Source organism: Rhodanobacter sp. UC4443_H10 (genome assembly GCF_052978325.1).
In genome coordinates this window covers 1,611,918-1,634,577 of the sequence record NZ_CM129668.1, presented here as the reverse complement: position 1 = coordinate 1,634,577, position 22,660 = coordinate 1,611,918, and the positions used below count along the sequence as shown (strand labels likewise).

Below are 22,660 nucleotides of genomic sequence, written 5' to 3'. Positions count from 1 at the left end.
GGAGGCATGGCGGCGCTACACTGGCCGCCCTGTCGATTGCGAGGAGTTCGTCATGCGCGTCCTGGCACATTGCAGTTTCCTGGCCGTATTCCTCCTCGCCGCGGGCACCCCCGCGGCCAACGCCAGCCAGTTCAAGGACCTGTTGAACAAGGCCAGGCAATCCACCCACGCCACGCCGGCGAAGGGCAGCAACCTGCCGAGCAGCGACATCGCCGCCGGCCTCAAGGAGGCGCTGGCCAAGGGCACCACCAGCGCGATCAACAACCTCGGCCGCGACGGCGGTTTCTGGAACAACGCCAAGGTGCGCATCCCGCTCCCGGGCAAGCTGGAGCAGGCTGGCAAGCTGGCGCGCCAGCTCGGCCAGGGCGCCAAGGTGGACGCGTTCGAGCTGAGCATGAACCGCGCGGCGGAAAAGGCGGTGCCGCAGGTGGCCGAGATCTTCGGCGACGCCATCCGCAAGATGACGCTCGACGACGCACGCGGCATCCTCACTGGCGGCGACCACGCAGCCACCGATTACTTCCGCCGCGTCGCCGGCGAGGCGCTGACGGCGCGCATCCATCCGATCGTCGCCAAGGCCACCGACAGCGTCGGCGTCACCCAGAAATACAAGGCGTTCATGTCCGGCAGCAGCAGCGGTGCGCTGGGCGGCCTGCTGGGTGCGCTCGACCATGACAAGTCGGCGCACGGCGGCACGGCGCTGGACCTGGACGATTACGTCACCGCGAAGACCCTCGATGGCCTGTTCACCGAGATCGGCGCGCAGGAGCAATCCATCCGGACCAACCCCGGCGCGCGCACCACTGACCTGCTGAAGAAAGTGTTCGGCCGCTGACGGCAGCCGCGACCGCGGCAACACATGCCGCGTTCACGTGGACGCGGGCAGGATGGTCGGCATGGCGAAAGCGAGGCAGGCATGATCCACGAGATCCTCAAGATGGGTGACCCCCGGCTGCTGCGCATCGCGCCGCCGGTGCCCCCGGCGATGCTCGGCAGCGCGGAGCTCGACATGCTGATCAAGGACATGTTCGAGACCATGCGCGCTGCCGACGGCGTGGGCCTGGCCGCGCCGCAGATCGGCGTGGACCTGCAGCTGGTGATCTTCGGCTTCGAGCATTCCGAGCGCTATCCCGACGCCCCCGAGGTGCCGCAGACGATCCTGCTCAATCCGGTGATCACCCCGCTGTCGCAGGACATGGAGGTGGGCTGGGAGGGCTGCCTGTCCGTGCCCGGGCTGAACGGCGCGGTGAGCCGTTTTTCGCTGATCCGCTACCAGGGCCTCGACCCGCGCGGCCAGCGCATCGAACGCACCGCCGAGGGTTTCCACGCGCGCGTGGTGCAGCACGAATGCGACCACCTGATCGGTCGCCTCTACCCCTCGCGCATCACCGATTTCAGCAAGTTCGGCTACACCGACGTGCTGTTTCCGGGTCAGCCGCCAGCAGATGCCTGAACGCGCCGCTCAAGTGGCGGGCGGGCCTGCCGTTACCGAGGCCATGAGCCCACGCTTTGGCCATCTGCATGGCGGAACCGACCGGCCGGGAAGCCTCGCCTTCCCGGTGGCTGCCCACGCGTGCGAGGAGCCATGCTCATGAACCATCACGCCAAGCCCCCATCGGGCAACAACGTCGATTGGAGCCACCCGGAGCTGCAATCGCTGCTGGGCAAGACCGAAGGCTGGAGCCTCGACAACCGCGGTGTGTTCTCGCCGGTACCGTGCGAGCTGCACATCGGCTGGGGCGCGGGCGCGGTGCGCGGCGCCACCCTGGTGTTCGAGCGCGAGGGCGTGATGGTGATCGAGGCGAACTTTCTCATCCAGGCCGGCGAGAAGCTGCGCATCGACCGCATCGTGCTGGGTTCGCTGCGCTCAAACTGGGGCACCGTGGTGGAAGGTCGCGAAGGTCACCGTGCGGAGGATCGTGCCAACGGCACCCGCGTGTACTGGGTGCACGTGCGCTGAAACGTGCGGGGGCGGTGCCTGCGACCGATCAGCCGCGGCGAGTCTGCGCGAAGCGCGACCGACAAGCCGTCGGACTGATCGCCAGCCTGCGCCGGAAATGATGGCGCAAGTGATCGCGCTGCCGAGGCCGCAGTGCACGGCAATCGCGTCGATGGAGAGCGTCGAGCTTTCCAGCAATTCGCGCGCACGATCCACCCGCGCACAGATCAGCCAATGCGCCGGACTCGTGCCGGTGGCCTGCTTGAAGTGGCGCATGAAGCTGCGTTCGCTCATGGCCGCCAGTGCGGCCAGCTCGGCAACCGGTTGCGGGAGCGCCCATGGCACATGCGCCGGTCCGACCGGCGCGCGCCCACGCCGCGCCGGATATGGCAGCGCCTGTCGACGCCGGTTCCCGTCGGTTCGGTTCGCTGGCGGGGCGGCCAACAATCCCTGAATGCCCGGCGGCGTAAGGTGTCCGGAAGACGGCTATCCGTCCGGGAGAGCTTCGGTGAAGAAAGAAGACGACACACACCTGCAGATCGTGTCTGCGGACATCAGTTCGGAGCCGCTGACCGGCATGGTGATTTTCCGGCCGCATTGTGTGTCGCGCGCGGGACGCAACGTGGGCGAGGCCAGCACGGGCGGCAGCTGGTACGCCCTGCGTCCGGCCGAGGTGCGCAGCTTTGCGCGGGCGTTGCTGGATGCGGCCGATACGCTCGACCTGAAGGCGAAGGCGCTGCAGGCGGCGAAGATGGCGACCGGCTGACCGGCGTCCCGGCGCTTTTCTTCGCTGGTTGCCGGTCGCTTCGCGTCCCGATGCGAGAGTGACGCCGCTCAGCGGCAGCGGTTGATCGCCCCGCGCAGCTCGCTGGCGGCGGCGCGCGCGGCGGCGGCGAAGTCCTCGCCGGAGCCGGCGTAGATGATGCCGCGCGAGGAGTTGATCATCAGGCCGAGGCCCTCGCGGGTGCGGCCCGCGTGCATCACCGCCTCGATGTCGCCGCCCTGCGCGCCGATACCCGGCACCAGCAATGGCATGTCGCCGACCAGTGCACGTACCTGGCGGATTTCCTCGGGCCAGGTGGCGCCGGTCACCAGCGCGCAGTTGCCGTTGGCGTTCCACTCGCGGGCGACCGTCTCGGCCACGCGCAGATACAGCGGCTGGCCGCCGCAATCCAGTGCCTGGAAATCCGCGCCGCCGGGGTTGGAGGTGCGGCAGAGCAGGATCACGCCCTTGTCGGCATGATCGAGGAACGGCTGGATCGAGTCGCGGCCGAGGTACGGGTTCAGCGTCACCGCATCGGCCCGGTAGCGCTCGAACGCCTCGGTCGCGTAATGCTGCGCGGTACTGCCGATGTCGCCGCGCTTGGCGTCCAGGATCACCGGCACGCCGGGATGACGATCGTGGATGTGCGCGATCAGTCGTTCCAGCGTTTCCTCCGCACGCAGCGCGGCGAAATGCGCGATCTGCGGCTTGAACGCGCAGACCAGGTCGGCGGTGGCGTCGACGATGGCGCGGCAGAAATCGAACACCGCGTCGGGCGTGTCGCGCAGATGTGCGGGGAATTTCGCCGGTTCCGGATCGAGGCCGACGCAGACCAGCGAGTCGTTGCGGGTCCAGGCTTGCTGCAGTGACTGCATGAAGTGCATCGGGATCTCCGTTCGAGAAACGAGTGACGAAGAGTGAGAAACGAGAGAAGGCGGGTTCGTCGACGCTTTATCTCTCTTTTCTCACTCCTCTCCACTCACTCCTGCTCTCAGGCCAGCTTCTTGTACTTCACCCGGTGCGGCCGCGCGCCTTCCTCGCCGAGGCGGCGCTTCTTGTCGGCCTCGTACTCGTTGTAGTTGCCGGGGAAGAACTCCACGTGCGAGTCGCCCTCGAACGCGATGATGTGGGTGGCGATGCGGTCGAGGAACCAGCGGTCATGCGAGATCACGATGGCCGAGCCGGGGAATTCGAGCAGGGCATCTTCCAGCGCGCGCAGGGTTTCCACGTCCAGGTCGTTGGACGGCTCGTCGAGCAGCAGCACGTTGCCGCCCTGCAGCAGGGTCTTGGCCATGTGCAGGCGGCCGCGCTCGCCGCCGGACAGGCTGCCGACGATCTTCTGCTGGTCGGTGCCCTTGAAGTTGAAGCGGCCGATGTAGGCGCGCGACTGGATCTCGAAGTTGCCGATGGTGAGGATGTCCGAGCCGCCGGACACCTCCTGCCACACGTTGTTCTTCGGGTCGAGCGCGTCGCGCGACTGGTCGACGTAGGCGAGCTTGGTGGTGTGGCCCAGCTTCACCTCGCCCGAGTCCGGCGTCTCCTTGCCCATGATCATCTTCATCATGGTGGACTTGCCGGCGCCGTTCGGGCCGATCACGCCGATGATCGCGCCCGGCGGCACCTTGAACGACAGGTCCTCGATCAGCACGCGGTCGCCGAACGACTTGGTCACGTTCTTGAACTCGATCACCTCCTGGCCCAGGCGCTCGCCCGGCGGGATGAAGATTTCATTCGTCTCGTTGCGGCGCTGGTAGTCGACCGAGTTCAGTTCCTCGAAGCGGGCCAGGCGGGCCTTGCCCTTGGACTGGCGGCCCTTGGCGGCCGAACGCACCCACTCCAGCTCCTTCGCGATCGCCTTCTGGCGCGACTTCTCCTGGTTCGCTTCCTGCTTCAGGCGGGCGTCCTTCTGCTCCAGCCATTCGGTGTAGTTGCCCTTCCACGGAATGCCGCGGCCGCGGTCGAGTTCGAGGATCCACTCGGCGGCGTTGTCGAGGAAGTAGCGGTCATGGGTGACCGCCACCACGGTGCCGGGGTAGTCATGCAGGAATTTTTCCAGCCAGTCGACTGACTCGGCGTCCAGGTGGTTGGTCGGTTCGTCCAGCAGCAGCATGTCCGGCTTGGACAGCAGCAGGCGGCACAGCGCCACGCGGCGCTTCTCGCCGCCGGAAAGCGGGCCGATCTTCGCGTCCCACGGCGGCAGCCGCAGCGCGTCGGCGGCCACTTCCAGCTGGCGCTCCAGCGCGTGCGCGTCATTGGCGGCCAGGATGCCTTCCAGCGCTTCCTGTTCCTTGGCGAGCTTGTCGAAATCGGCGCCGTCCTCGGCGTAGGCGGCGTAGACCTCTTCCAGTCGCTTCTGCGCATCGAGAATCTCCGAGACGCCTTCCTCGACCACTTCGCGTACGGTCTTGTCCGGATCCAGGTTCGGCTCCTGCGCGAGGTAGCCGATCTTGGTGCCCGGCTGCGCGCGCGCCTCGCCCTGGAAATCGGTGTCCACGCCGGCCATGATGCGCAGCACGGTGGACTTGCCCGCGCCGTTGACGCCGAGCAGGCCAATCTTGGCGCCGGGGAAGAAGCTGAGCGAGATGTCCTTGATGATCTGGCGCTTCGGCGGGACGATCTTGCTGACCCCGTTCATGGTGTAGATGTACTGCGAGCTCATGCAACCTCCGAAGGCGTGCGCCGCGCCGCGGGTTCGGCACGGAAAGGGAATTCGTCAAACCGGACATTATAGCGGGTTGTGGCGTTGCGCCGATGCGGCCGCCCGGATACGCCCGGCGGTGGCTGCAAACGCCCGGCGGCGCTACACTTTCCGGCTAATCCCGCCAAACACCAGCCGAGGCCAGAATGTTCCCCAAGGACTGCACGATTGCCGGTTACGACGACGAACTGGCCCAGGCCATCGCCCACGAGGGCCAGCGCCAGGAAGATCACGTCGAGCTGATCGCCTCGGAAAACTACGCCAGCCCGCGGGTGATGGAAGCGCAGGGCTCCAAGCTCACCAACAAGTACGCCGAGGGCTATCCCGGCAAGCGCTACTACGGCGGCTGCGAGTACGTGGACGTGGCCGAGAAGCTGGCGATCGAGCGGCTCAAGCAGCTGTTCGACTGCGACTACGCCAACGTGCAGCCGCACTCCGGCTCGCAGGCGAACCAGGCGGTGTACCTGGCGCTGCTGCAGCCGGGCGACACCATCCTGGGCATGTCGCTCGCGCATGGCGGCCATCTCACCCACGGCGCCAAGGTCAACATCTCCGGCAAGCTGTTCAACGCGGTGCAGTACGGCGTCGACGAAAACGGCCTGATCGACTACGACGAGCTGCAGCGCCTGGCCACCGAACACCAGCCGAAGATGCTGGTCGGCGGTTTCAGCGCCTACTCGCAGGTGGTCGACTGGGCGCGCATGCGCCGGATCGCCGATTCGGTCGGCGCGCTGTTCTTCGTCGACATGGCGCACGTCGCCGGCCTGGTCGCCGCCGGCGTCTATCCGAGCCCACTGCCGCACGCGCACGTGGTCACCTCGACCACCCACAAGACCCTGCGCGGCCCGCGCGGCGGCATCATCGTGAGCAGGGGCGCGGGCGAGGAGATCGAGAAGAAGCTGCAGTCGATCGTGTTCCCCGGTATCCAGGGCGGCCCGCTGATGCACGTGATCGCGGCCAAGGCGGTGGCGTTCAAGGAAGCGCTGGAACCGGCGTTCAAGGAGTACCAGACGCAGGTGGTGAAGAACGCCAAGGCAATGGCGAAGACCTTCATCGAACGCGGCTACAAGATCGTCTCCGGCGGCACCGAGAACCACCTGATGCTGGTCGACATGATCGGCAAGCCGATCACCGGCAAGGACGCCGAGGCCGCGCTGGGCAAGGCGCACATCACGGTCAACAAGAACGCCGTGCCGAACGACCCGCAAAAGCCCTTCGTCACCTCCGGCCTGCGCGTAGGCACCCCCGCCGCCACCACCCGCGGTTACAAGGAAGCCGACTGCGTGGCCCTGGCCGGCTGGATCTGCGACGTGCTCGACGCCCCGAACGACGCCGCCGTGATCGCCCGCGTACGCGACGCGGTGACGGCGCAGTGCCACAAATTCCCGGTCTACGGCTGAGCGAGAAGTGGGTGAAGAGGAGTGAGAGGTGAGAGAAAGCCGGCGTTGATGCTTTTCTCTCGTTACTCACTTCTCTACCCTCATTCCTGACCCATGCATTGCCCCTTCTGCCAGCACGAAGACACGCGCGTGATCGACTCGCGCCTGACCGAGGACGGTTCGACCGTGCGGCGGCGGCGCGAGTGTCCGCAGTGCGGCGAGCGCTTCAACACGTTCGAGACGGCCGAGCTGAAGTTGCCGGCGATCGTGAAGAGCGGCGAGCGGCGCGAGACCTTCGACGAGCGCAAGTTGCGGGTGAGTTTCGAGCGGGCGTTGCAGAAGCGGCCGGTGGCCAGTGATGCGGTGGACGCGGCGGTGCGGGCGATCGTCAACGACCTGCGTCGCAGCGGCGAACGCGAGGTGCCTTCGCGCCAGGTCGGCGAGCTGGTGATGCGCGAGCTGAAGAACCTCGACCAGGTCGCCTACGTGCGTTTCGCCTCGGTCTACCGCAAGTTCGAGGACGTGCACGCGTTCCGCGAGGAGATCGAGAAGCTGGAACGCGACCTGCCGGGCCTGTCCGATCTGCAGCTTCCCCTGCTCGGTGGCGGTACGCGCAAACCGTAGGAGCCCGCTGGCGGGCGATGCTCCCGTTTCTCCGATTCCCCAATTCACCGTCCCGAGCTTGTCGAAAGGCCGATTCCCGGCCAAGAGCATCGCCCGCCAGCGGGCCCGTACAATCGACGCATGGCATTTTCAGGCACTGACCACCTCCACATGGCGCACGCGCTGCGCCTGGCCGAGCGCGGCCTGTACACCACCCAGCCGAATCCGCGCGTGGGCTGCGTGATCGCGCATGGCGACGAGGTGATCGGTACCGGCTTTCATCAGCGCGCCGGCGAGCCGCACGCGGAGGTATATGCGTTGCGCGAGGCGGGCGCGCGGGCGCGGGGCGCCACCGCCTACGTGACCCTGGAGCCGTGCGCACACCATGGACGTACGCCGCCATGCGCCGATGCGCTGGTGGCCGCCGGTGTGGCGCGGGTGGTGATTGCCGCGGAAGATCCGTTTCCGCAGGTGGCCGGTCGCGGCATCGACAAGCTGCGCGCCGCCGGCGTTGCGGTCGAAACCGGCCTGCTGCGCAGGCCGGCGCGCGAGTTGAACTGCGGCTTCCTCGGCCGTCTCGAACGCGGCCGCCCGTTCGTGCGGGTGAAGCTGGCGATGAGCCTGGACGGGCGCACCGCACTGGCCAGTGGCGAGTCGAAGTGGATCACCGGCGATGCGGCGCGCCTGGACGTGCAGCGCTGGCGCGCGCGCAGCTCGGCAATCCTCACCGGCAGTGGCACGGTGCTGGCGGACGATCCGCGATTCACCGTCCGGTTGCCGCAGGACGAGGAGTTCATGCCGCCGCTGCGCGTGCTGCTGGATCGCCAACTGCGCACGCCCGCCGGCAGCCATGTGCTGGACGGCGCGGCGCCGACGCTGGTCCTGCATGGCGCTGCGGCAACGTGCGCAGACGATCGCTTTGCCCGGGCGGAACGCCTTGCGGTGGCGACACGAGACCACGGACTCGACCTGCCCGCCGTGCTCGCCTTGCTGGCCGGACGCGGCTGCAACGAGGTCCACGTCGAAGCCGGCCCGACCCTGTGCGGCGCGCTGTTCGCGGCCGGCCTGGTCGACGAACTGCTGCTCTATGTCGCGCCCTTGCTGCTGGGCGACAGCGCGCGGCCGCTGCTGCAGTTGCCGTCGCTGGCCGACATGGCATCGCGCTGGCAGTTGCAGGTGGTCGACCAGCGCATGCTCGGTCCGGATATCCGCTTGCGCCTGCGCCCGCCGGCCTGACGCGCACACGCACGTCGCCCGCTCGCCAACACGCGCACAGCGTCACTCAGGGCAAGCCGGGCCGGAGCCGCCCCGGATGCCGGCGCACCGTCTCCCACGGCAGCACCGACCAGTCGTCGTTGGCTTCGCACACGCGCGCGGCGCGAGCGTAGGAGGGGCCGATGAACAAGCCCTTCGGTGTCATGTGCCAGCTCACGAACTGCCACACGCCGGGGTCGTCGTAGCCGCAATCGTCTTCGCCGCCGGTGGCCGTCGTCTCCTGCGGATAGAGTTGCCGCCATTGCCGCGCCAGCCAGGGCGCCAGGTGCTGCTCGCGGTAATCCGACCACGCCTCGAAGCTGGCCGAGCCGGGTGCGGGGTTGCCGTCGGCATCCGTGGCATAGTGCAACGGCTCACCCTTGCCCAACCACAGCAGGTCTTCCAGGGTCAGCGGCCGGGCGGTGTGCGCGTCGAGGTTGATCGCCGCATCGCCGAAGTCCGGATGGGCGCCGCCGCAGTAGTAATTGGTGAACACGCTGACGCTGACGAGGTTCGCCGTGAGCAGGCGCGGCGTCACCGTCTGCTCGTAATCGCCTTCGTTGAAGTGGTTGAACATGCAGTCGTAGTAGCTGCCGGTTTCCCGCCACATCCGGTCCATCAGCACCTGGTTGATGCGCGCAAGCTCGGCGGGCGGGTACCCGTCCAGGATCTCGAAGAACGCGATGCCGGCGTCGGGCACGCGCCACCACTGCAGGGCATGGCCCATGAAGGTTTCGCGCTTGCCGGCCTGTGGCTTGAGGCCGGCCAGGCGCAGGTAGTCGTAGCGGTCGCTCGCATGGAGCTGCTTCAGCCAGGGCGGCGTATCGGCGGAGGGCGGCGCCACCGTGGCCGGGTGCAGGGCGACCGGCAGGGTCGTTCCCTTGTCGTCCTGCCATTGGCCGCGCCAGCCACCGTCGGCTTGCCGGTCCAGCGTGATGCGCGGGCCGTTGGCGTCGGCGTCCCAGCCTTCGCGCAGTTGCAGGTGACCGTTGCTGGCCGGCGCGCCCGACAAGGCGATGTCGCGATGGTGGCGCACGTAGAAGTAGCGGCCGGCCGTGGCGGCGTCGTCGCCGGGGGTGAGTTGCAGCACGATGGCCTGCCGGCCCAGCGTGCCGGTGTAGACGTCGGCCGGCGCCTCGCCGGCGCGCGCGTGGGCCAGCCAGAACATGGCCGGCAGGATGGCGAGCCACGTCGACCAGCCGCGTCGATGCTTGCGCATGGAAACCTCCTTGGCAGGGACGGACATGATGCCGCAGCGGGCGGGCAAACGGCTGGCGCGCGAGTGGCGCATGGCGGGCGTGTTAGAATCCGGCGGCCGGTTCATCGGCAAACGTCTTCAGGGCGGGGCGAAATTCCCCACCGGCGGTAGGTTCCTCGGAACGAGCCCGCGAGCGCTCCCGGCAGCATCGGGAGGTCAGCAGATCCGGTCCGATGCCGGAGCCGACGGTCCAGGTTGTTCCGGTTCGCCGGTGCGGCCCACAGTCCGGATGAAAGAAGACGGCCAGGCGGATGGCAGCGATGCCATGCGTCTGCCTCATGCCTTGGGGCGTTCTCGCTTTCCGACGCGGAGAACGTTTCATGCCTGTCATCGTTTCAGTCTCGCTTGCCATCTCCCCCCGGGAGGTGTGCTGATGTTCACCGGCATCATCCAGACCGTGGGACGCGTTGCGCGACTCGAACCGCGCGGCGGTGACGTGCGCCTGCACGTCGATACCGCCGACCTCGACCTCACCGACGTGCAGCTCGGCGACTCGATCGCCGTCTCCGGCGTATGTCTCACCGCGATCATGCTGGACGCGCGCGGCTTCAGCGCCGACGTTTCCAACGAGACGCTGTCGCTGACGTCGCTGGGCCAGTTGAAGCCCGGCGATCCGGTGAATCTCGAAAAGGCGCTGCGCCTGGCCGACCGGCTCGGTGGGCATCTGGTCTCCGGCCATGTCGACGGGCTGGGCAGGGTGGTCTCGATCACGCCCGATGGCCGCTCGCAGCGCTGGACGTTCGAAGTGCCCGCCGCCCTGTCGCGCTACATCGCCGCGAAAGGCTCGATCTGCATCGACGGCACCAGCCTCACCGTCAACGAAGTCGCCGGCCATCGCTTCGGCGTCAACCTGATCCCGCACACGGTCGAGCATACGGCGTTCCACGCGCGCCGCGCGGGTGATGCGGTGAACATCGAGGTGGACGTGATTGCACGCTATGTCGAGCGCCTGCTGGCCAGCGGCGAGGCGCCGAAGCTCGACGAGGCGTTCTTGAAACAGCACGGCTTTGCCTGAAGGCGAGAAGTGAGTGGGGAGGAGTGAGAAGTGAGAGAGAGCCGCAGCATCGAGATGCCTTCTCTCACTTCTCACTCCTCTCCACTCACTCCCTGTCACTGCGATCAAATCAAAATTCCCCAGGACGTCCCCATGCCCTTCAACACCATCCCCGAAATCCTCGAAGACATCCGCGCCGGCCGCATGGTCGTGATCCTCGACGACGAGGACCGCGAGAACGAGGGTGACCTGATCATGGCCGCGCAGATGGTGCGGCCGGAAGACGTGAACTTCATGGTGCGCGAGGCGCGCGGCCTGCTGTGCCTCACGCTCACCGAGCAGCGCACGCGCCAGCTCGGGCTGCGGCCGATGGTGAGCGACAACACCTCGGTCTACCACACCAATTTCACCGTCTCGATCGAGGCGGCCGAGGGCGTCACCACCGGCATTTCGGCGCACGACCGCGCGCGCACCATCCAGGTGGCGGTGAAGTCCGATGCGAAGCCACAGGACCTGGCCCAGCCCGGCCACGTCTTTCCGCTCACCGCGCAACCGGGCGGTGTGCTGACCCGCGCCGGCCACACGGAGGCCGGCTGCGACCTGGCCGCGCTGGCCGGGTTGGAGCCGTCGGCGGTGCTGATCGAAGTGCTGCATGAAGACGGCTCGATGGCGCGTCGTCCCGAATTGGAAGTCTTTGCGGCCAGGCACGGCTTGAAGATCGGCTCGATCGCCGACCTGATCCGTTACCGGCTGGAAACCGAAAAGACCGTGCAGCGTGTACACGAGGAAGCGGTGGAGACCGAGTTCGGCCCGTTCCGGCTGGTGGCGTACCGCGACGTGATCCGTCGCGGCCTGCACTACGCGCTGGTGCGCGGCACCGTGGACGACGGCGCGCCGGTGCTCTCGCGCGTGCACGTGCGCAATACCTTGTCCGACGTGCTGCATCTCAAGCGCGACGACCTCGGCCTCACCGTCACTTCGGCCTTGCGCCGCATCGCCGACGAGGGTCGCGGCGTGCTGCTGGTGCTCTCCGGCGAGGACACGCCGGAGGCCCTGCTGGCGCGGTTGCAGGGCAAGCCGACGGCGCAGGCGCCGGAGGATGCGCAGCAGCAGGAGTGGCGCCAGCTTGGCCTCGGCGCGCAGATGCTGGCCGACCTCGGCGTGCACCGCCTGCGCGTGCTGGGTACGCCGCGCAAACTGGTGGGACTGGGCGGCTTCGGGCTTGAGGTGGTCGAGTACGTCTGACCCTTCCGACTCTCCGTGCAGGAGCCAGCTCGCGGGCGATAGCTCTTGCTCTTGCAGATCCCGACTTCAAGAGCATCGCCCGCGAGCGGGCTCCTACGCGGCGGGCGAAGGCTTTCCGTCATCGATGGCGGGCTCGCGCACGCGCAGGGTGAACAGACCGGCCACGAACAGGCTGGCACCGCCCAGCGCCAGCGCGTAGATCGGCTCGTCGTGGAAGCACAACCGCAGCAGCAGGCCGAGCACGCTGGCCGCCATCAGCTGCGGGATCACGATGAAGAAATTGAAGATGCCCATGTACACGCCCATCTTCTGCGCGGGCAGGTTGTCCGACAGCATCGCGTAGGGCAGCGACAGGATCGACGCCCACGCCACGCCCACCCCGACCATCGACAGCAGCAGCCAGTCGGGATCGCGAATGAACAGGAACGAGAGCAGCCCCGCGCCGCCCAGCCACAGGTTGACCAGGTGGCTCCAGCGCAGGCCGATGCGGCGCACCAGCAGCGGGATCGCGATCGCCGCCAGCGCGGCGAAGCCGTTGTACGCACCCATCAGCACGCCGACCCAGTTGGCGCCGGTGTTGTAGGCCACCGAATGCGGGTCGCTGCTGCCGAACTGCACGGCGGTTACCGCCGGGGTGGTGAAGATCCACATCGCGAACAGCGCGAACCACGAGAAGAACTGCACGATGGCGAGCCGCCGCATCGCATCCGGCATGCTGTAGAGATCGCCCATCACCTCGCGCAGCATGCCCTGGCTGCGGCTGAAGGCAAGCCAGGCGAACAGCGCGCCGAACACCAGCAGGCCGCCGGCCAGCACGTAGAGTTCCTTTTCGAGCGAGAAGTGCCGGATGGCCAGCCATACCAGCAGGCCGCCGACGATCAGCAGCAGGCCGGGCCGCCACGCGCGCGAGGCGTCCACGGGCATGGGCCTGGCGTCATCGTCGAATTCGCGCAACTGCTCGGGCGGGTACTCCCGCGTGGAGAGCACGGTCCACAGCACCGTGCCCATCAGCAGGGCGCCGCCGGCGTAGAAGGCGTACTTGACCGTGTCCGGAATCGCGCCGTCCGGGGCGACGTTGCTGACGCCGACCTTGGTCAGCAGCCACGGCATCAGCGACGCCACTACCGCACCCACGCCGATGAACACGCTTTGCATGGAGAAGCCGCGCGGGCGCTGGTGCTCCGGCAACTGGTCGCCGACGAAGGCGCGGAACGGCTCCATCGACACGTTGAACGAGGCGTCCATGATCCACAGCAGCCCTGCAGCCACCCACAGCGTGGGTGAGTTCGGCATCGCCAGCAGGGCCAGCGTGGCGAGGATCGCGCCGGCCAGGAAATACGGCCGGCGACGGCCGAGCCGGTTCCAGGTGCGGTCGGAGTAGTGGCCGATGATCGGCTGCACGATCAGCCCGGTGAGCGGTGCGGCCACCCACAGGATCGGGATGTCGTTCACCTCGGCGCCGAGCGTCTGGAAGATCCGGCTGACGTTGGCGTTCTGCAATGCGAAGCCGAACTGGATGCCCAGGAAGCCGAAACACATGTTCCAGATCTGCCAGAACGACAGTTCGGGTTTCCTGCTCATGGGGTACGGGTTCCGTCCGCCAGCGGCGCAATGTGCAGGTCGTCGACCTCGGCCTGGTTCAACGGCCCGTCGATGCCGCCGGTACCGCCCGTGTAGTGCGCGAAGTGCTGCAGGTAGCTCATGTTGAAACCGTCCTCCAGCGCGAACGTGCAGCGCGCCTTGCCGGTGGCGCTGAAGCGGCCATGGGTGGATGGCTGGGTGGCCACGCTGTGCGGCATCACCAGCGGCACGCGCTGCGTGTCGCTGCCATCGCAGTTGATGAGCAGCCATTTCACCGCGGCGGTGACGCCGGTGTTGATCGGGCCGTTGGCGTTGCGGTAATTCGCCCACACGCGATAGCTGCCGGTGGCGGGCGCGGTCCAGTGGCGCGGCCAGTCGCCGCCGGCCTGATCGACCGGGCCGACGCAGGTCGCCGGGCTGGGCAGGGATTCCAGGCCATGCGCATCGACGCGGGTGGCGCGCACGCAGGCGAGATCCTCGGTGCGGGCGAGCGTGCCGTGGCCGTCGATGGCACCGGCGCGCTGCCCGTTGACGTAGAGCTGCAGCTTCCCGTCGCCGTTGACGATCCAGCGATCGCCGTCGGCGGCCAGCGTCGGCGCGGCCGGGGCGATCGGCGCGTACAGCGGGGCGTCCATGCGCAGCGGCGGTGCGTCGGCCCGGATCGCCTTCAACGTCACGGTGGCATGCGTGCCTTGCGTGCGGATGCGATCGGCGACCAGCAGGTTGCCGTCACGCTTGGCCGGCAATTGCAGCGTGATCCGGCGACCGGGCAGGTCCAGGCTGATGGCGTTGCGCGCGCCGAACAGCATCGGCACCAGCGAGACAGGCAGCTTCGGTTGCACGCGGCCGTCTTCCTCCACGCCGAAAACGCCCTCGGTCACCACGTCCAGGTACGCCGCCACCGACCACAGCTGGCGCGGCGAATTGACCACCGGGCCGCTGAGCTTGCCCTCGTCCACGTGCTGGCCCTGGGTCAGCAGCTCGTAGTTTTCCATGTTGGAGCCGACCAGCGCCGCGCCGCGCATCACCGAGGTGATCTCGTGGGCGATGCGCGCCGGGTCGTTGACCGTGCGTGCGGCGCGCAGCGCGTAGGCGCTGACGAACGGCCAGATCGCGCGGTTGTGATAGATCGGCTGGTCGCTGCGTTCGGGCCAGATCACCGGGCTGCCGGCCGGCCAGCTCGGATAGTTCTCCAGGGTCTGGCGCGCGCGCTCGCCGTCGGCCACTCCGCTGGCGATCGCCAGCGAGATGCCGAGCAGGTCGTAGCTGTCCACCGGCGTGCCGTCGCCACCGATGTAGCTCATGTACATGCCGCGGTCGGCGCGCCAGAAGTGCAGGTTGATCGCCTGCTTCAGCGCCGCGGCCTGGGTGCGGTAGGTGTTCCTGGCGGTAGCCTGGTGATCGGCGCCGGCCTGCGCGGCGGCCAGTTGCAACGCCTCGTAGTGCAGCACGTTGGTCGACAGCGCGAACGATTGCCCGATGAAGGTCACCTCGTTGGCGGTCCACGCCGGGTAGGTCTGTTCGCGCCAGTCCAGGAACGAGGTCTCGCCGCGGTACAAGCCGAAATTGGCGTCGAACGCGTATTGCCGGTCCTGCGCCAGGGTGTCGCGCAGGGCCGTGCGCATCTTGTCGGCGAACGCGGCATCGTCCTGCAGGTGCCGCGCGGCGAGGAACCACACCACGCGATCCGTGCTGATCGGCCAGCTGCCGCCCGAGCCGGTGTCCTGCATCACGTACAGGCCCTGCGGCGCGGATGGTTCGCGCACGCCGGACAGCTTGAACTCCAGCCCGTTGCGCGCGCGGGCGCGGTCGAACCGCCACAGGCCGAGGTCGATCGCGTACGACAGGTCGCGCGTCCACACGTATGGCCACTTCAACCCGGTCTCGAAACAGTGGCAGGGAATCGGCGCGCCGTGGTCGAACGCGCCGTCGCGGATCGCGCTCACCGAATCCTGGCGCAGATCGTCCTGCGCCATCGCGTACAAGCCGTCGAACAGCGCACTGGCGGTATCGGCCTTGAACGGTTGCGGCGCAATCACCCGCTGCCCGAACGGCCAGTCCAGGGTGTAGGCGTCCTGCGCGTCACGCCGGATGCCCACGTGCACGCCGTGCCAGTCCAGCCCGTCATGCCATGCGGGCGCTTCCAGCGGCGCGCTGGCCATGGCGGCAGCCAGCATCAGGCCCAGCATGGCGAGAGCCTGGAAGTGTGGCGAGGGGTCATGCGGCTCATGTGCTGGATTCTCCGACAGCTGTTATGTCACGGCCGCGCCCGGCCTGCACGTTGCGAGTGCAGCATCCACGGCACCCAACCGGCCCGGCCATCCGGCATGGTAGGCAGCCGCGCGCGCCGACGACTACCCGATGCATACGTATTCATGCCCTGGCCGCGCCGGGTCCCGGGCGGCTGCCGACCGCCGGTCGCGGCGGTTCTTGTAAACGAGCCGGCGCTGACCGCATAGTTGAGCGCAGGCGCGGCAACACTTGGATCAAGGCATGCGGGTAAGGCTGGAAGACGTTGCACGCCGCGCGGGCGTTTCGCCCAAGACGGTGTCGCGCGTGCTCAACGACGAGGCCAACGTCAGCGACGCCACGCGCAAGCGCGTGACCGAGGCGATGGAGGCGATGGATTACCGGCCGCTGTCGTCGGCACGCAGCCTGGCCGGCAATCGTTCGTTCCTGGTGGCGATGCTGTACGACAACAACGACAATCCCGCCTCGACCTACCTGGCCGAGATCCAGGATGGCGTGCTCGAGGCCTGCGACGCGCACCGCTACAACATGATGGTGCGGCCGCTGCGCATGCGCGGCGAGGATTTCGTGCGCCGGCTCGATGCGGTGATCTCCGACCATCATCCCGACGGCATCGTGCTGACCCCGCCGATCACCGACTACGCACCGCTGCTCAAGCGCCTGCGCGAACGCCAGGTGCCGTTCGCCAGCGTGTCGCCGGTGTCGCGGGAGAACAACATCGGCGTGGCGATGGACGAGCAACTCGCCGCGCGCACGATGGTCGAGCACCTGCTGTCGCTTGGGCACCGGCGGATCGCGCACGTCTCGGGTATTGCCGACCACGGCGCCAGCAGGTGGCGGCTGGCCGGCTACCGCGAGGCGATGGCCGCCGCCGGCCTGGTCGAGGACCCGGCACTGGTGGTGCAGGGTGCCTTCACCTTCGCCTCGGGGGTGGCCGCGGCGCGGCAGTTGTTCGCGCTGAAGAAACGTCCGACCGCGGTGTTCGCGGCCAATGACGACATGGCCAGCGGCGTGATGTGGGTGGCCAACGAGCGGGGCATGAAGGTGCCGCAGGACATTTCCGTGTGCGGCTTCGACGACATCCCGCTGGCCAGCCAGCTGTGGCCGGCACTGACCACGATTCGCCAGCCCAGCCGCGAGATGGGCAAGGTCGCCGCCCTGCAATTGCTGGAAGTATTGCGCGGTCGCGGACCAGGGCGGCTGGTGGAGATGCCGTTCTCGCTGGAAGTCCGCGACTCGACCGCCAGCCCCGCCTGAATTGGCCGCCGCGAGCCCGCTCCGCGGCGATGTTGCCCTGCAAATTGACAGCGCTGTCAATTGTGTCACGCTGCGGCTTCCGCGCCTTGCGCGCGAGCCAGCCTGGAGCCTCACGTGCCACAGTCCTTTCGCCCGATCCGGGGCCTGCCCTGCCGTCTTGTGGTCGTTTCGATCGCTGGCACCTTGCTCCTTGCCGTGCCGGCCCATGCCGTCAGCCCCTCGACCACCGTGCATCCGCAGCTGTGGCCCAGGGTGAGCTCGCCGTTGCCGGCCGACCCCGCGCTGGACGCACGGGTGAAGGCGCTGCTGGATCGCATGTCGGTGGAGGACAAGGTCGGCCAGATGATCCAGGCCGACATCAAGTACGTGACGCCGGAGGACGTGCGCCAGTACCGCCTCGGCTCGATCCTGGCCGGCGGCAATTCCGGCCCCGACGGTGGCGAGTACGGCACCGCAGCGCAGTGGAAGAAGTTGTCCGACGCGTTCCATCGCGCCTCGCTGGAGCGCTCCGACGGGCGCCCCGCGATCCCGGTGCTGTTCGGCATCGACGCCGTGCACGGTCACAACAACCTGGTCGGCAGCACGCTGTTTCCGCAGAACGTGGGCCTGGGCGCCACGCGCGATCCCGAACTGCTGCGCGACATCGGCAAGGTCACCGCGCGGGAGCTGCGCGCCAGCGGCATCAACTGGACCTTCGCCCCCACCCTGACCGTGCCGCGCGACAGTCGCTGGGGCCGCGCCTACGAGGGCTATTCGGAAAACCCGACACTGGTGGCGGCATACGCCTCGCAGATCGTGACCGGGCTGGAGGGCGCGGTCGGCACGCCGCAGTTCCTCGATGCGAATCACGTGATCGCCACCGCCAAGCATTTCATTGGCGACGGCGGCACCAGGGACGGCAAGGACCAGGGCGACGCGGAAGTCAGCGAGGCGGTGCTGCGCGACGTGCATGGAGCGGGCTATCCGCCGGCCATCCGCGCCGGCGTGCAGGTGGTGATGGTGTCCTTCTCCAGCTGGAACGGGGTGAAGATGGCCGGCAACAAGGCGCTGATCACCGACGTGCTGAAAAAGCGCATGGGTTTCGACGGCATCGTGCTGGGCGACTGGAACGCGCATGGCCAGGTGCCCGGCTGCACCAACGAGGATTGCGCCGCCGCCTACAACGCCGGCCTGGACATGCTGGAGGCGCCCGATTCCTGGAAGGGGCTGTACCGCAACACGCTGGCCGAGGTGAAGTCCGGCGCGATCCCGATGAGCCGCGTGGACGACGCGGTCAGCCGCATCCTGCGGGTGAAGATGCGCCTGGGCATGTTCAAGCAAGGCTTGCCCAGCCAAAATCCGCTGGCCCGCTCATCGGCGCAGGTGATCGGCAGCGCCGCGCATCGGGCCGTGGCGCGGCGCGCCGTGCGCGAGTCGCTGGTGCTGCTGAAGAACAACCACGGCCTGCTGCCGCTGGACCCGCGCAAGCGCATCCTGGTCGCCGGCGATGGCGCGGACAACATCTCCAAGCAGAACGGTGGCTGGACCCTGACCTGGCAAGGCACCGGCCTCACCAACGCGAACTTCCCTGGCGCAACCTCGATCTGGGCCGGCATCGATGCGCAGGTGCGTGCCGCGGGCGGCACGGCGGTGCTGTCGGTCGACGGCAGTTACAGGCAGAAGCCCGACGCCGCCATCGTGGTGTTCGGCGAGGATCCCTATGCCGAGTTCCAGGGCGACCTGCCCAACCTTGCCTACAAGCCCGGAAACGATCACGACCTCGACCTGCTGCGCCGCCTGCATGATCGGGGCGTGCCGGTGGTGGCCCTGTTCATCACCGGCCGGCCGTTGTGGATGAATCGCGAGATCAACGCCTCCGATGCTTTCGTGGTGGCATGGCTGCCCGGCAGCGAGGGCGAGGGCATCGCCGACGTGCTGCTGCGCAAGCGCGACGGCTCGATCGACTACGACTTCCACGGCAAGCTGCCCTATTCGTGGCCGCGCACGGCGATCCAGACACCGCTCAACGTGGGGCAGCCGGATTACCACCCGCAATTCCCCTATGGCTATGGCCTGAGCTATGCCGATCACCGCGAGCTGGGCACCTTGCCGGAGCAGGCCGGCGTGGCGCTGGATGACGAGCGCGCCGGGGTGTACTTCGTGCGCGGCCAGGCGGCGCACGGTTTCGCCTTGCAACTGACGGCGGCCAACGGCGAAAGCGACACCGTATCGTCGGCGCCTGCCGCCACCGGCGACGGCAGCCTGCAAGTGGCCGCCCTCGACTACAAGGCGCAGGAAGACGCGCGACGCTTGAGCTGGTCCGCTGCAGGCACGGCGACCGCCGCGCTGGCGAGCAGCTCGCCGCTGGACCTGGATCGCCAGACCAACGGCGACGTGATGCTGGTGGCCACCCTGCGCATCGATGCGCTGTCGCCCCGCGGCACGACCCTCGGCGTCGCCTGCGGCAAGGGCTGCGGCGCCGGGGTTTCGATCGGCTCCCAACTCGCGGCGCTGCCGCGCGGGCAGTGGCTGCGTGTGGGCATTCCGCTGAAGTGCTTCCGCGATGCGGGCGCCGACATGAGCAAGCTGGATCGGCCATTCGAGTGGACCAGCAGCCGTGGCGAAAGCATTGTCCTCACCGAAGTGGCGCTGGGCACCGTGGCGGACAGGACGCTGGCCTGCAAGGTGCATTGAGCCGAGGCCCTGAGCTCCCGCCCGTTCGCCCTGTGCGCAGGCCCGCAGGGCCGAAGTCGAAGGGTAGCCGCCAAGAGGCGCTTCGACTTCGCTTGCTATCGCAAGCTAGGCTCAGCGCGAACGGATTCCATGGCTGAGCTTCGTCAAAGAAGTTGAAAGCAGAGACGCGGGTGTGATGCCGTTCGTGAATGGCAAGAGTCCGCGCTCCCGCTGAGCCGAATCGCATCCATCGCGGGCCACCCTTCGCCAGAAAAAAAGGATGCCCCGTTGCCGGGGCATCCAGTGGCGACCGCAGGGGAGGGGCCTGTCGCCGGTGAAACGAATGGCTCCTTAGAACCAGAACCCGAACTGCACGCCGTAGGTGCGCGGCGGCAGGTACTGGGAGGTGAATGCCACGCTGCCGTCGGCGAGCAGGGTGCTGCCTGCCGCGTTGCTCTTCACCTTGCCGTCGGTGACATTCTGCACGTAGGCGTTGATGTACCACTTGTCGCCGGGCTCGGTGTAACGCAGCGAGAGATCGCCGCGCGCGTAGGCCTTCTGCTTGTCGCCTGCGCCGAAGTTGAACCAGCTGAGCCACTGGGCGCTCTGGTACTGCGCGCTGATCCGCGGCGTCAGGCGGCCGCCGCTGCCCAGCACGAAGTCGTGCTCGTAGATGGCGGTGAGCGACACGTTGGGGGCGTGCGGCAGGTCGTTGCCGGAAATGTCCATGCAGTTGTTGCTGATGGTCGACTCCGGCGGGCAGATCGTCGGCACGTAGTAGTCGTTGCTGGCGGCGTACTTCTCCGTGCCCAGCTTCTTCTCGGGGATCAAGGACAACACGAGGTTGGCGCGGTCGTTGGTCGACTGCCAGGCCAGCTCGGATTCGAAGCCGGCCACCTTGGTCTTGCCGCCGACGTTGGAGAAGCCGAGCCCGTGCGAACCATCGGGATAGGTGACCGGTGCCGACAACTGGTAGTTCTTGAACACTTCGTAATACGCGGCGCTGTTCCAGGTCAGGTGGCCGTCGAGGAACGCGAGCTTGGCGCCGATCTCGTAGTTGGTCAGCGTCTCGGGCTGGTACAGCGCGCCGCCATCCTGGGTGCCACCAGATTTGTAGCCGGTCGATACGCTCGCATAGATCATGCTGTCGGCGCCGATGTCATGGTTGATCCGCAGCAGCCAGGTGGGCTTGCTCTTGCTGTAGGTGGCGTCGTTGTGCTGGCTGATGGCGAAGCCGACATCGCCGGGCTGCTGGCCGGGCGAGATGGGCTGCTGCGGGTAGGCCGGGTCGTAGGCCCAGCCCCAGTTGACGCCGCCGCGGTTCTCGCGCTTGTCGTGCGACCAGCGCGCGCCGCCGGTGAGGTGCCAGCTGTCGCTCATGTTCCAGGTGGCCTGGGCGAAGGCGGCGGTGGCGGTGACCCGTTCCTCCGGCTGGATGAAGGAACCCTGCCAGCTGACGGTGCCCTGCTGGGTGCCGTTCATGATCGGGATGTCGAAGCGGATGTTGTTGTTCTCGTGCTCGTAGTACGCGCCGAGAATCCAGTCCAGCGTGTTGTCGCCGCGGGACTTGAGGTTGAACTCGTGGCTGGAGCTGAGATAGTTGGAATGGTTGGTGCGGTCTTCCTGGTACACGCCGTTGGTGGTGAAACTGGTCGGCACGTTGACGCCGCCGTCCTGGTCGAAGTCGCTCTTGCCCGAGTAGCGGTTGAAGCCCGCCACGTAGGTCAGTTCGAGGTTGTCGTTGATGACCCAGTCCATCCGGCTGCGTACCGAGTGGGAGCTGCGGTCCAGGTACGGCGCCACGTCGATCAGCGCGGACCAGAAATCCTGCCCCGCACGCGGATGCTGCATCAGGTTCATGCCCGGCGTGCCGCGATCCTTGAAGTACTCGTACGACAGATCCCAGAGGAAGCTGTCGCTGGGCCGCCAGCGGGCGCTCACGCGCGCGGCGGACTGGTCCTGGGAGTTGTACTTCGGGCCCTTCTGCACGAACAGGTTGGTGTCGATCGGCCGGAAATTGGCCGGATCGCCGCCGGAGGCGAGATAGTTGGCCTGCTGCTGCGCCAGCGTCGGGATCTGCCCCACCGGGTTCTGGTAGTCGACGTAGCCATCGTGCTGTTCGTGCACGGCGGCCACGCGCATCGCGAAGGTGCTGCTGATCGGCAGGTTCACCGCCGCGCGCACGCCGCTCTGGTTGTAGTTGCCCAGCCCGATGCTGCCGTTGCCGTAGAAACCGCCATCGATGTCGGGCTTGACGGTGTTGAAGCTGATCGCGCCGGCGGTGGAGTTGCGGCCCCACAACGTGCCCTGCGGGCCGCGCAGTACTTCCACGCTGTCCATGTCCAGCAGCAGGCTCGCGGCGGCCTCGGCACGCGGGGTGTACACGCCGTCGACGAAGGTGGCGACCTCCGGATCGGCATACTCGGTCTTGGCGCTGTCGTTGCCGATGCCGCGCAAGGTCAGCGTGACCACGCCGTGGTCGCCCTGCGAAGTGCCTTGCAGGCCGGGCACCAGTTTGGTCAGGTCCTGCACCGTCATGACGCGCTCCTTGTCGAGCGTGTCGCCGCCGATCGCGGTGATGGCGATCGGGGTTTTCTGCAGCGGCGTCTCGCGCTTGGTCGCGGTGACCTGGACGGCATCCAGGTTCTTGACCTTGCTGGCGGAGGGAGCTTTCTCCGTCGGCTGGCTTGCCTGCTGGCCTGCCGCGTGGACCGCGGCCGATGCAAATACAGCGGTCACGGCGATGTACAGCGCGGAATAGCGAAGTTTCATGGTCTCCCTCTCCCC

At 67.8% G+C, this 22,660-nt stretch carries 18 protein-coding genes and 1 riboswitch; of the genes, 11 read left to right on the top strand and 7 right to left on the bottom strand.

Annotated elements, in window-relative coordinates:
* Nucleotides 1–52: 52 nt before the first annotated feature.
* The 3 genes from ACVCMB_RS07805 to ACVCMB_RS07795 all read left to right on the top strand — a co-directional run bounded on the left by ACVCMB_RS07805 (nt 53) and on the right by ACVCMB_RS07795 (nt 1,960).
* Nucleotides 53–835 (top strand): DUF4197 domain-containing protein, encoded by a 783-nt coding sequence (locus ACVCMB_RS07805; RefSeq protein WP_447106571.1) that lies wholly within the window; start codon nt 53–55, stop codon nt 833–835.
* Nucleotides 836–916: 81 nt separating this feature from the next.
* A complete protein-coding gene (gene def / locus ACVCMB_RS07800; protein ID WP_395119935.1) occupies nt 917–1,453 on the top strand; it encodes a peptide deformylase in 537 nt (178 codons plus the stop codon).
* 138 nt (nt 1,454–1,591) lie between these two features.
* A complete protein-coding gene (locus ACVCMB_RS07795; protein ID WP_395119934.1) occupies nt 1,592–1,960 on the top strand; it encodes a hypothetical protein in 369 nt (122 codons plus the stop codon).
* On the opposite strand, the gene ACVCMB_RS07790 is transcribed toward ACVCMB_RS07795, so the two are convergent.
* Entirely contained in the window at nt 1,868–2,215 is a 348-nt protein-coding gene (locus ACVCMB_RS07790; protein ID WP_447107149.1) for a helix-turn-helix domain-containing protein, read from the bottom strand. The two genes, ACVCMB_RS07795 and ACVCMB_RS07790, sit on opposite strands and share 93 nt — an antisense overlap.
* A 232-nt stretch (nt 2,216–2,447) precedes the next feature.
* On the opposite strand from ACVCMB_RS07790, the gene ACVCMB_RS07785 reads away from it, so the two are divergent.
* Nucleotides 2,448–2,705, top strand: coding sequence for a hypothetical protein (locus tag ACVCMB_RS07785; protein ID WP_395119932.1), 258 nt, complete (start codon nt 2,448–2,450; stop codon nt 2,703–2,705).
* A 68-nt stretch (nt 2,706–2,773) separates the two neighbouring features.
* On the opposite strand, the gene pyrF is transcribed toward ACVCMB_RS07785, so the two are convergent.
* Together pyrF and ettA are read right to left on the bottom strand one after the other, a co-directional pair.
* Nucleotides 2,774–3,586, bottom strand: a complete 813-nt coding sequence (gene pyrF, locus ACVCMB_RS07780; RefSeq protein WP_447106570.1) for an orotidine-5'-phosphate decarboxylase — start codon at nt 3,584–3,586, stop codon at nt 2,774–2,776.
* Between the two features lie 107 nt (nt 3,587–3,693).
* Nucleotides 3,694–5,361, bottom strand: a complete 1,668-nt coding sequence (gene ettA / locus ACVCMB_RS07775; RefSeq protein WP_447106569.1) for an energy-dependent translational throttle protein EttA — start codon at nt 5,359–5,361, stop codon at nt 3,694–3,696.
* A gap of 185 nt (nt 5,362–5,546) precedes the next feature.
* Between ettA and glyA the strand changes: the two genes are divergently transcribed.
* The 3 genes from glyA (at nt 5,547) to ribD (ending at nt 8,618) form a co-directional block, all read left to right on the top strand.
* Complete coding sequence (gene glyA, locus ACVCMB_RS07770; protein ID WP_447106568.1) at nt 5,547–6,800, top strand: serine hydroxymethyltransferase; 1,254 nt, start codon at nt 5,547–5,549, stop codon at nt 6,798–6,800.
* 93 nt (nt 6,801–6,893) lie between these two features.
* Nucleotides 6,894–7,403 (top strand): transcriptional regulator NrdR, encoded by a 510-nt coding sequence (gene nrdR, locus ACVCMB_RS07765; protein ID WP_395119928.1) that lies wholly within the window; start codon nt 6,894–6,896, stop codon nt 7,401–7,403.
* A gap of 120 nt (nt 7,404–7,523) precedes the next feature.
* Entirely contained in the window at nt 7,524–8,618 is a 1,095-nt protein-coding gene (ribD, locus tag ACVCMB_RS07760) for a bifunctional diaminohydroxyphosphoribosylaminopyrimidine deaminase/5-amino-6-(5-phosphoribosylamino)uracil reductase RibD (RefSeq protein WP_447106567.1), read from the top strand.
* 46 nt (nt 8,619–8,664) lie between these two features.
* On the opposite strand, the gene ACVCMB_RS07755 is transcribed toward ribD, so the two are convergent.
* Nucleotides 8,665–9,855, bottom strand: coding sequence for a hypothetical protein (locus ACVCMB_RS07755; protein WP_395119925.1), 1,191 nt, complete (start codon nt 9,853–9,855; stop codon nt 8,665–8,667).
* A gap of 109 nt (nt 9,856–9,964) precedes the next feature.
* Nucleotides 9,965–10,139: riboswitch (FMN riboswitch) on the top strand.
* Nucleotides 10,140–10,267: 128 nt separating this feature from the next.
* On the opposite strand from ACVCMB_RS07755, the gene ACVCMB_RS07750 reads away from it, so the two are divergent.
* Nucleotides 10,268–10,909 (top strand): riboflavin synthase, encoded by a 642-nt coding sequence (locus ACVCMB_RS07750; RefSeq protein WP_395119924.1) that lies wholly within the window; start codon nt 10,268–10,270, stop codon nt 10,907–10,909.
* Between the two features lie 132 nt (nt 10,910–11,041).
* A complete protein-coding gene (gene ribB / locus ACVCMB_RS07745; RefSeq protein ID WP_447106566.1) occupies nt 11,042–12,133 on the top strand; it encodes a 3,4-dihydroxy-2-butanone-4-phosphate synthase in 1,092 nt (363 codons plus the stop codon).
* A 93-nt stretch (nt 12,134–12,226) separates the two neighbouring features.
* On the opposite strand, the gene ACVCMB_RS07740 is transcribed toward ribB, so the two are convergent.
* Nucleotides 12,227–13,714 (bottom strand): MFS transporter, encoded by a 1,488-nt coding sequence (locus ACVCMB_RS07740; protein ID WP_395119921.1) that lies wholly within the window; start codon nt 13,712–13,714, stop codon nt 12,227–12,229.
* A complete protein-coding gene (locus tag ACVCMB_RS07735; protein ID WP_447106565.1) occupies nt 13,711–15,903 on the bottom strand; it encodes a Six-hairpin glycosidase-like protein in 2,193 nt (730 codons plus the stop codon). Before ACVCMB_RS07735 ends, ACVCMB_RS07740 begins: the two co-directional genes overlap by 4 nt.
* Nucleotides 15,904–16,207: 304 nt before the next feature.
* Between ACVCMB_RS07735 and ACVCMB_RS07730 the strand changes: the two genes are divergently transcribed.
* On the top strand, nt 16,208–17,221 hold the full coding sequence (locus tag ACVCMB_RS07730; RefSeq protein ID WP_395119919.1) for a LacI family DNA-binding transcriptional regulator: 1,014 nt from the start codon (nt 16,208–16,210) through the stop codon (nt 17,219–17,221).
* Nucleotides 17,222–17,416: 195 nt separating this feature from the next.
* Nucleotides 17,417–19,894: a glycoside hydrolase family 3 N-terminal domain-containing protein gene (locus ACVCMB_RS07725; RefSeq protein WP_447110593.1), complete on the top strand. Its 2,478-nt coding sequence runs from the start codon at nt 17,417–17,419 to the stop codon at nt 19,892–19,894.
* A 330-nt stretch (nt 19,895–20,224) separates the two neighbouring features.
* Here ACVCMB_RS07725 and ACVCMB_RS07720 read toward each other — a convergent pair whose 3' ends face one another.
* Entirely contained in the window at nt 20,225–22,645 is a 2,421-nt protein-coding gene (locus ACVCMB_RS07720; protein ID WP_447106563.1) for a TonB-dependent receptor, read from the bottom strand.
* Nucleotides 22,646–22,660: the final 15 nt, after the last annotated feature.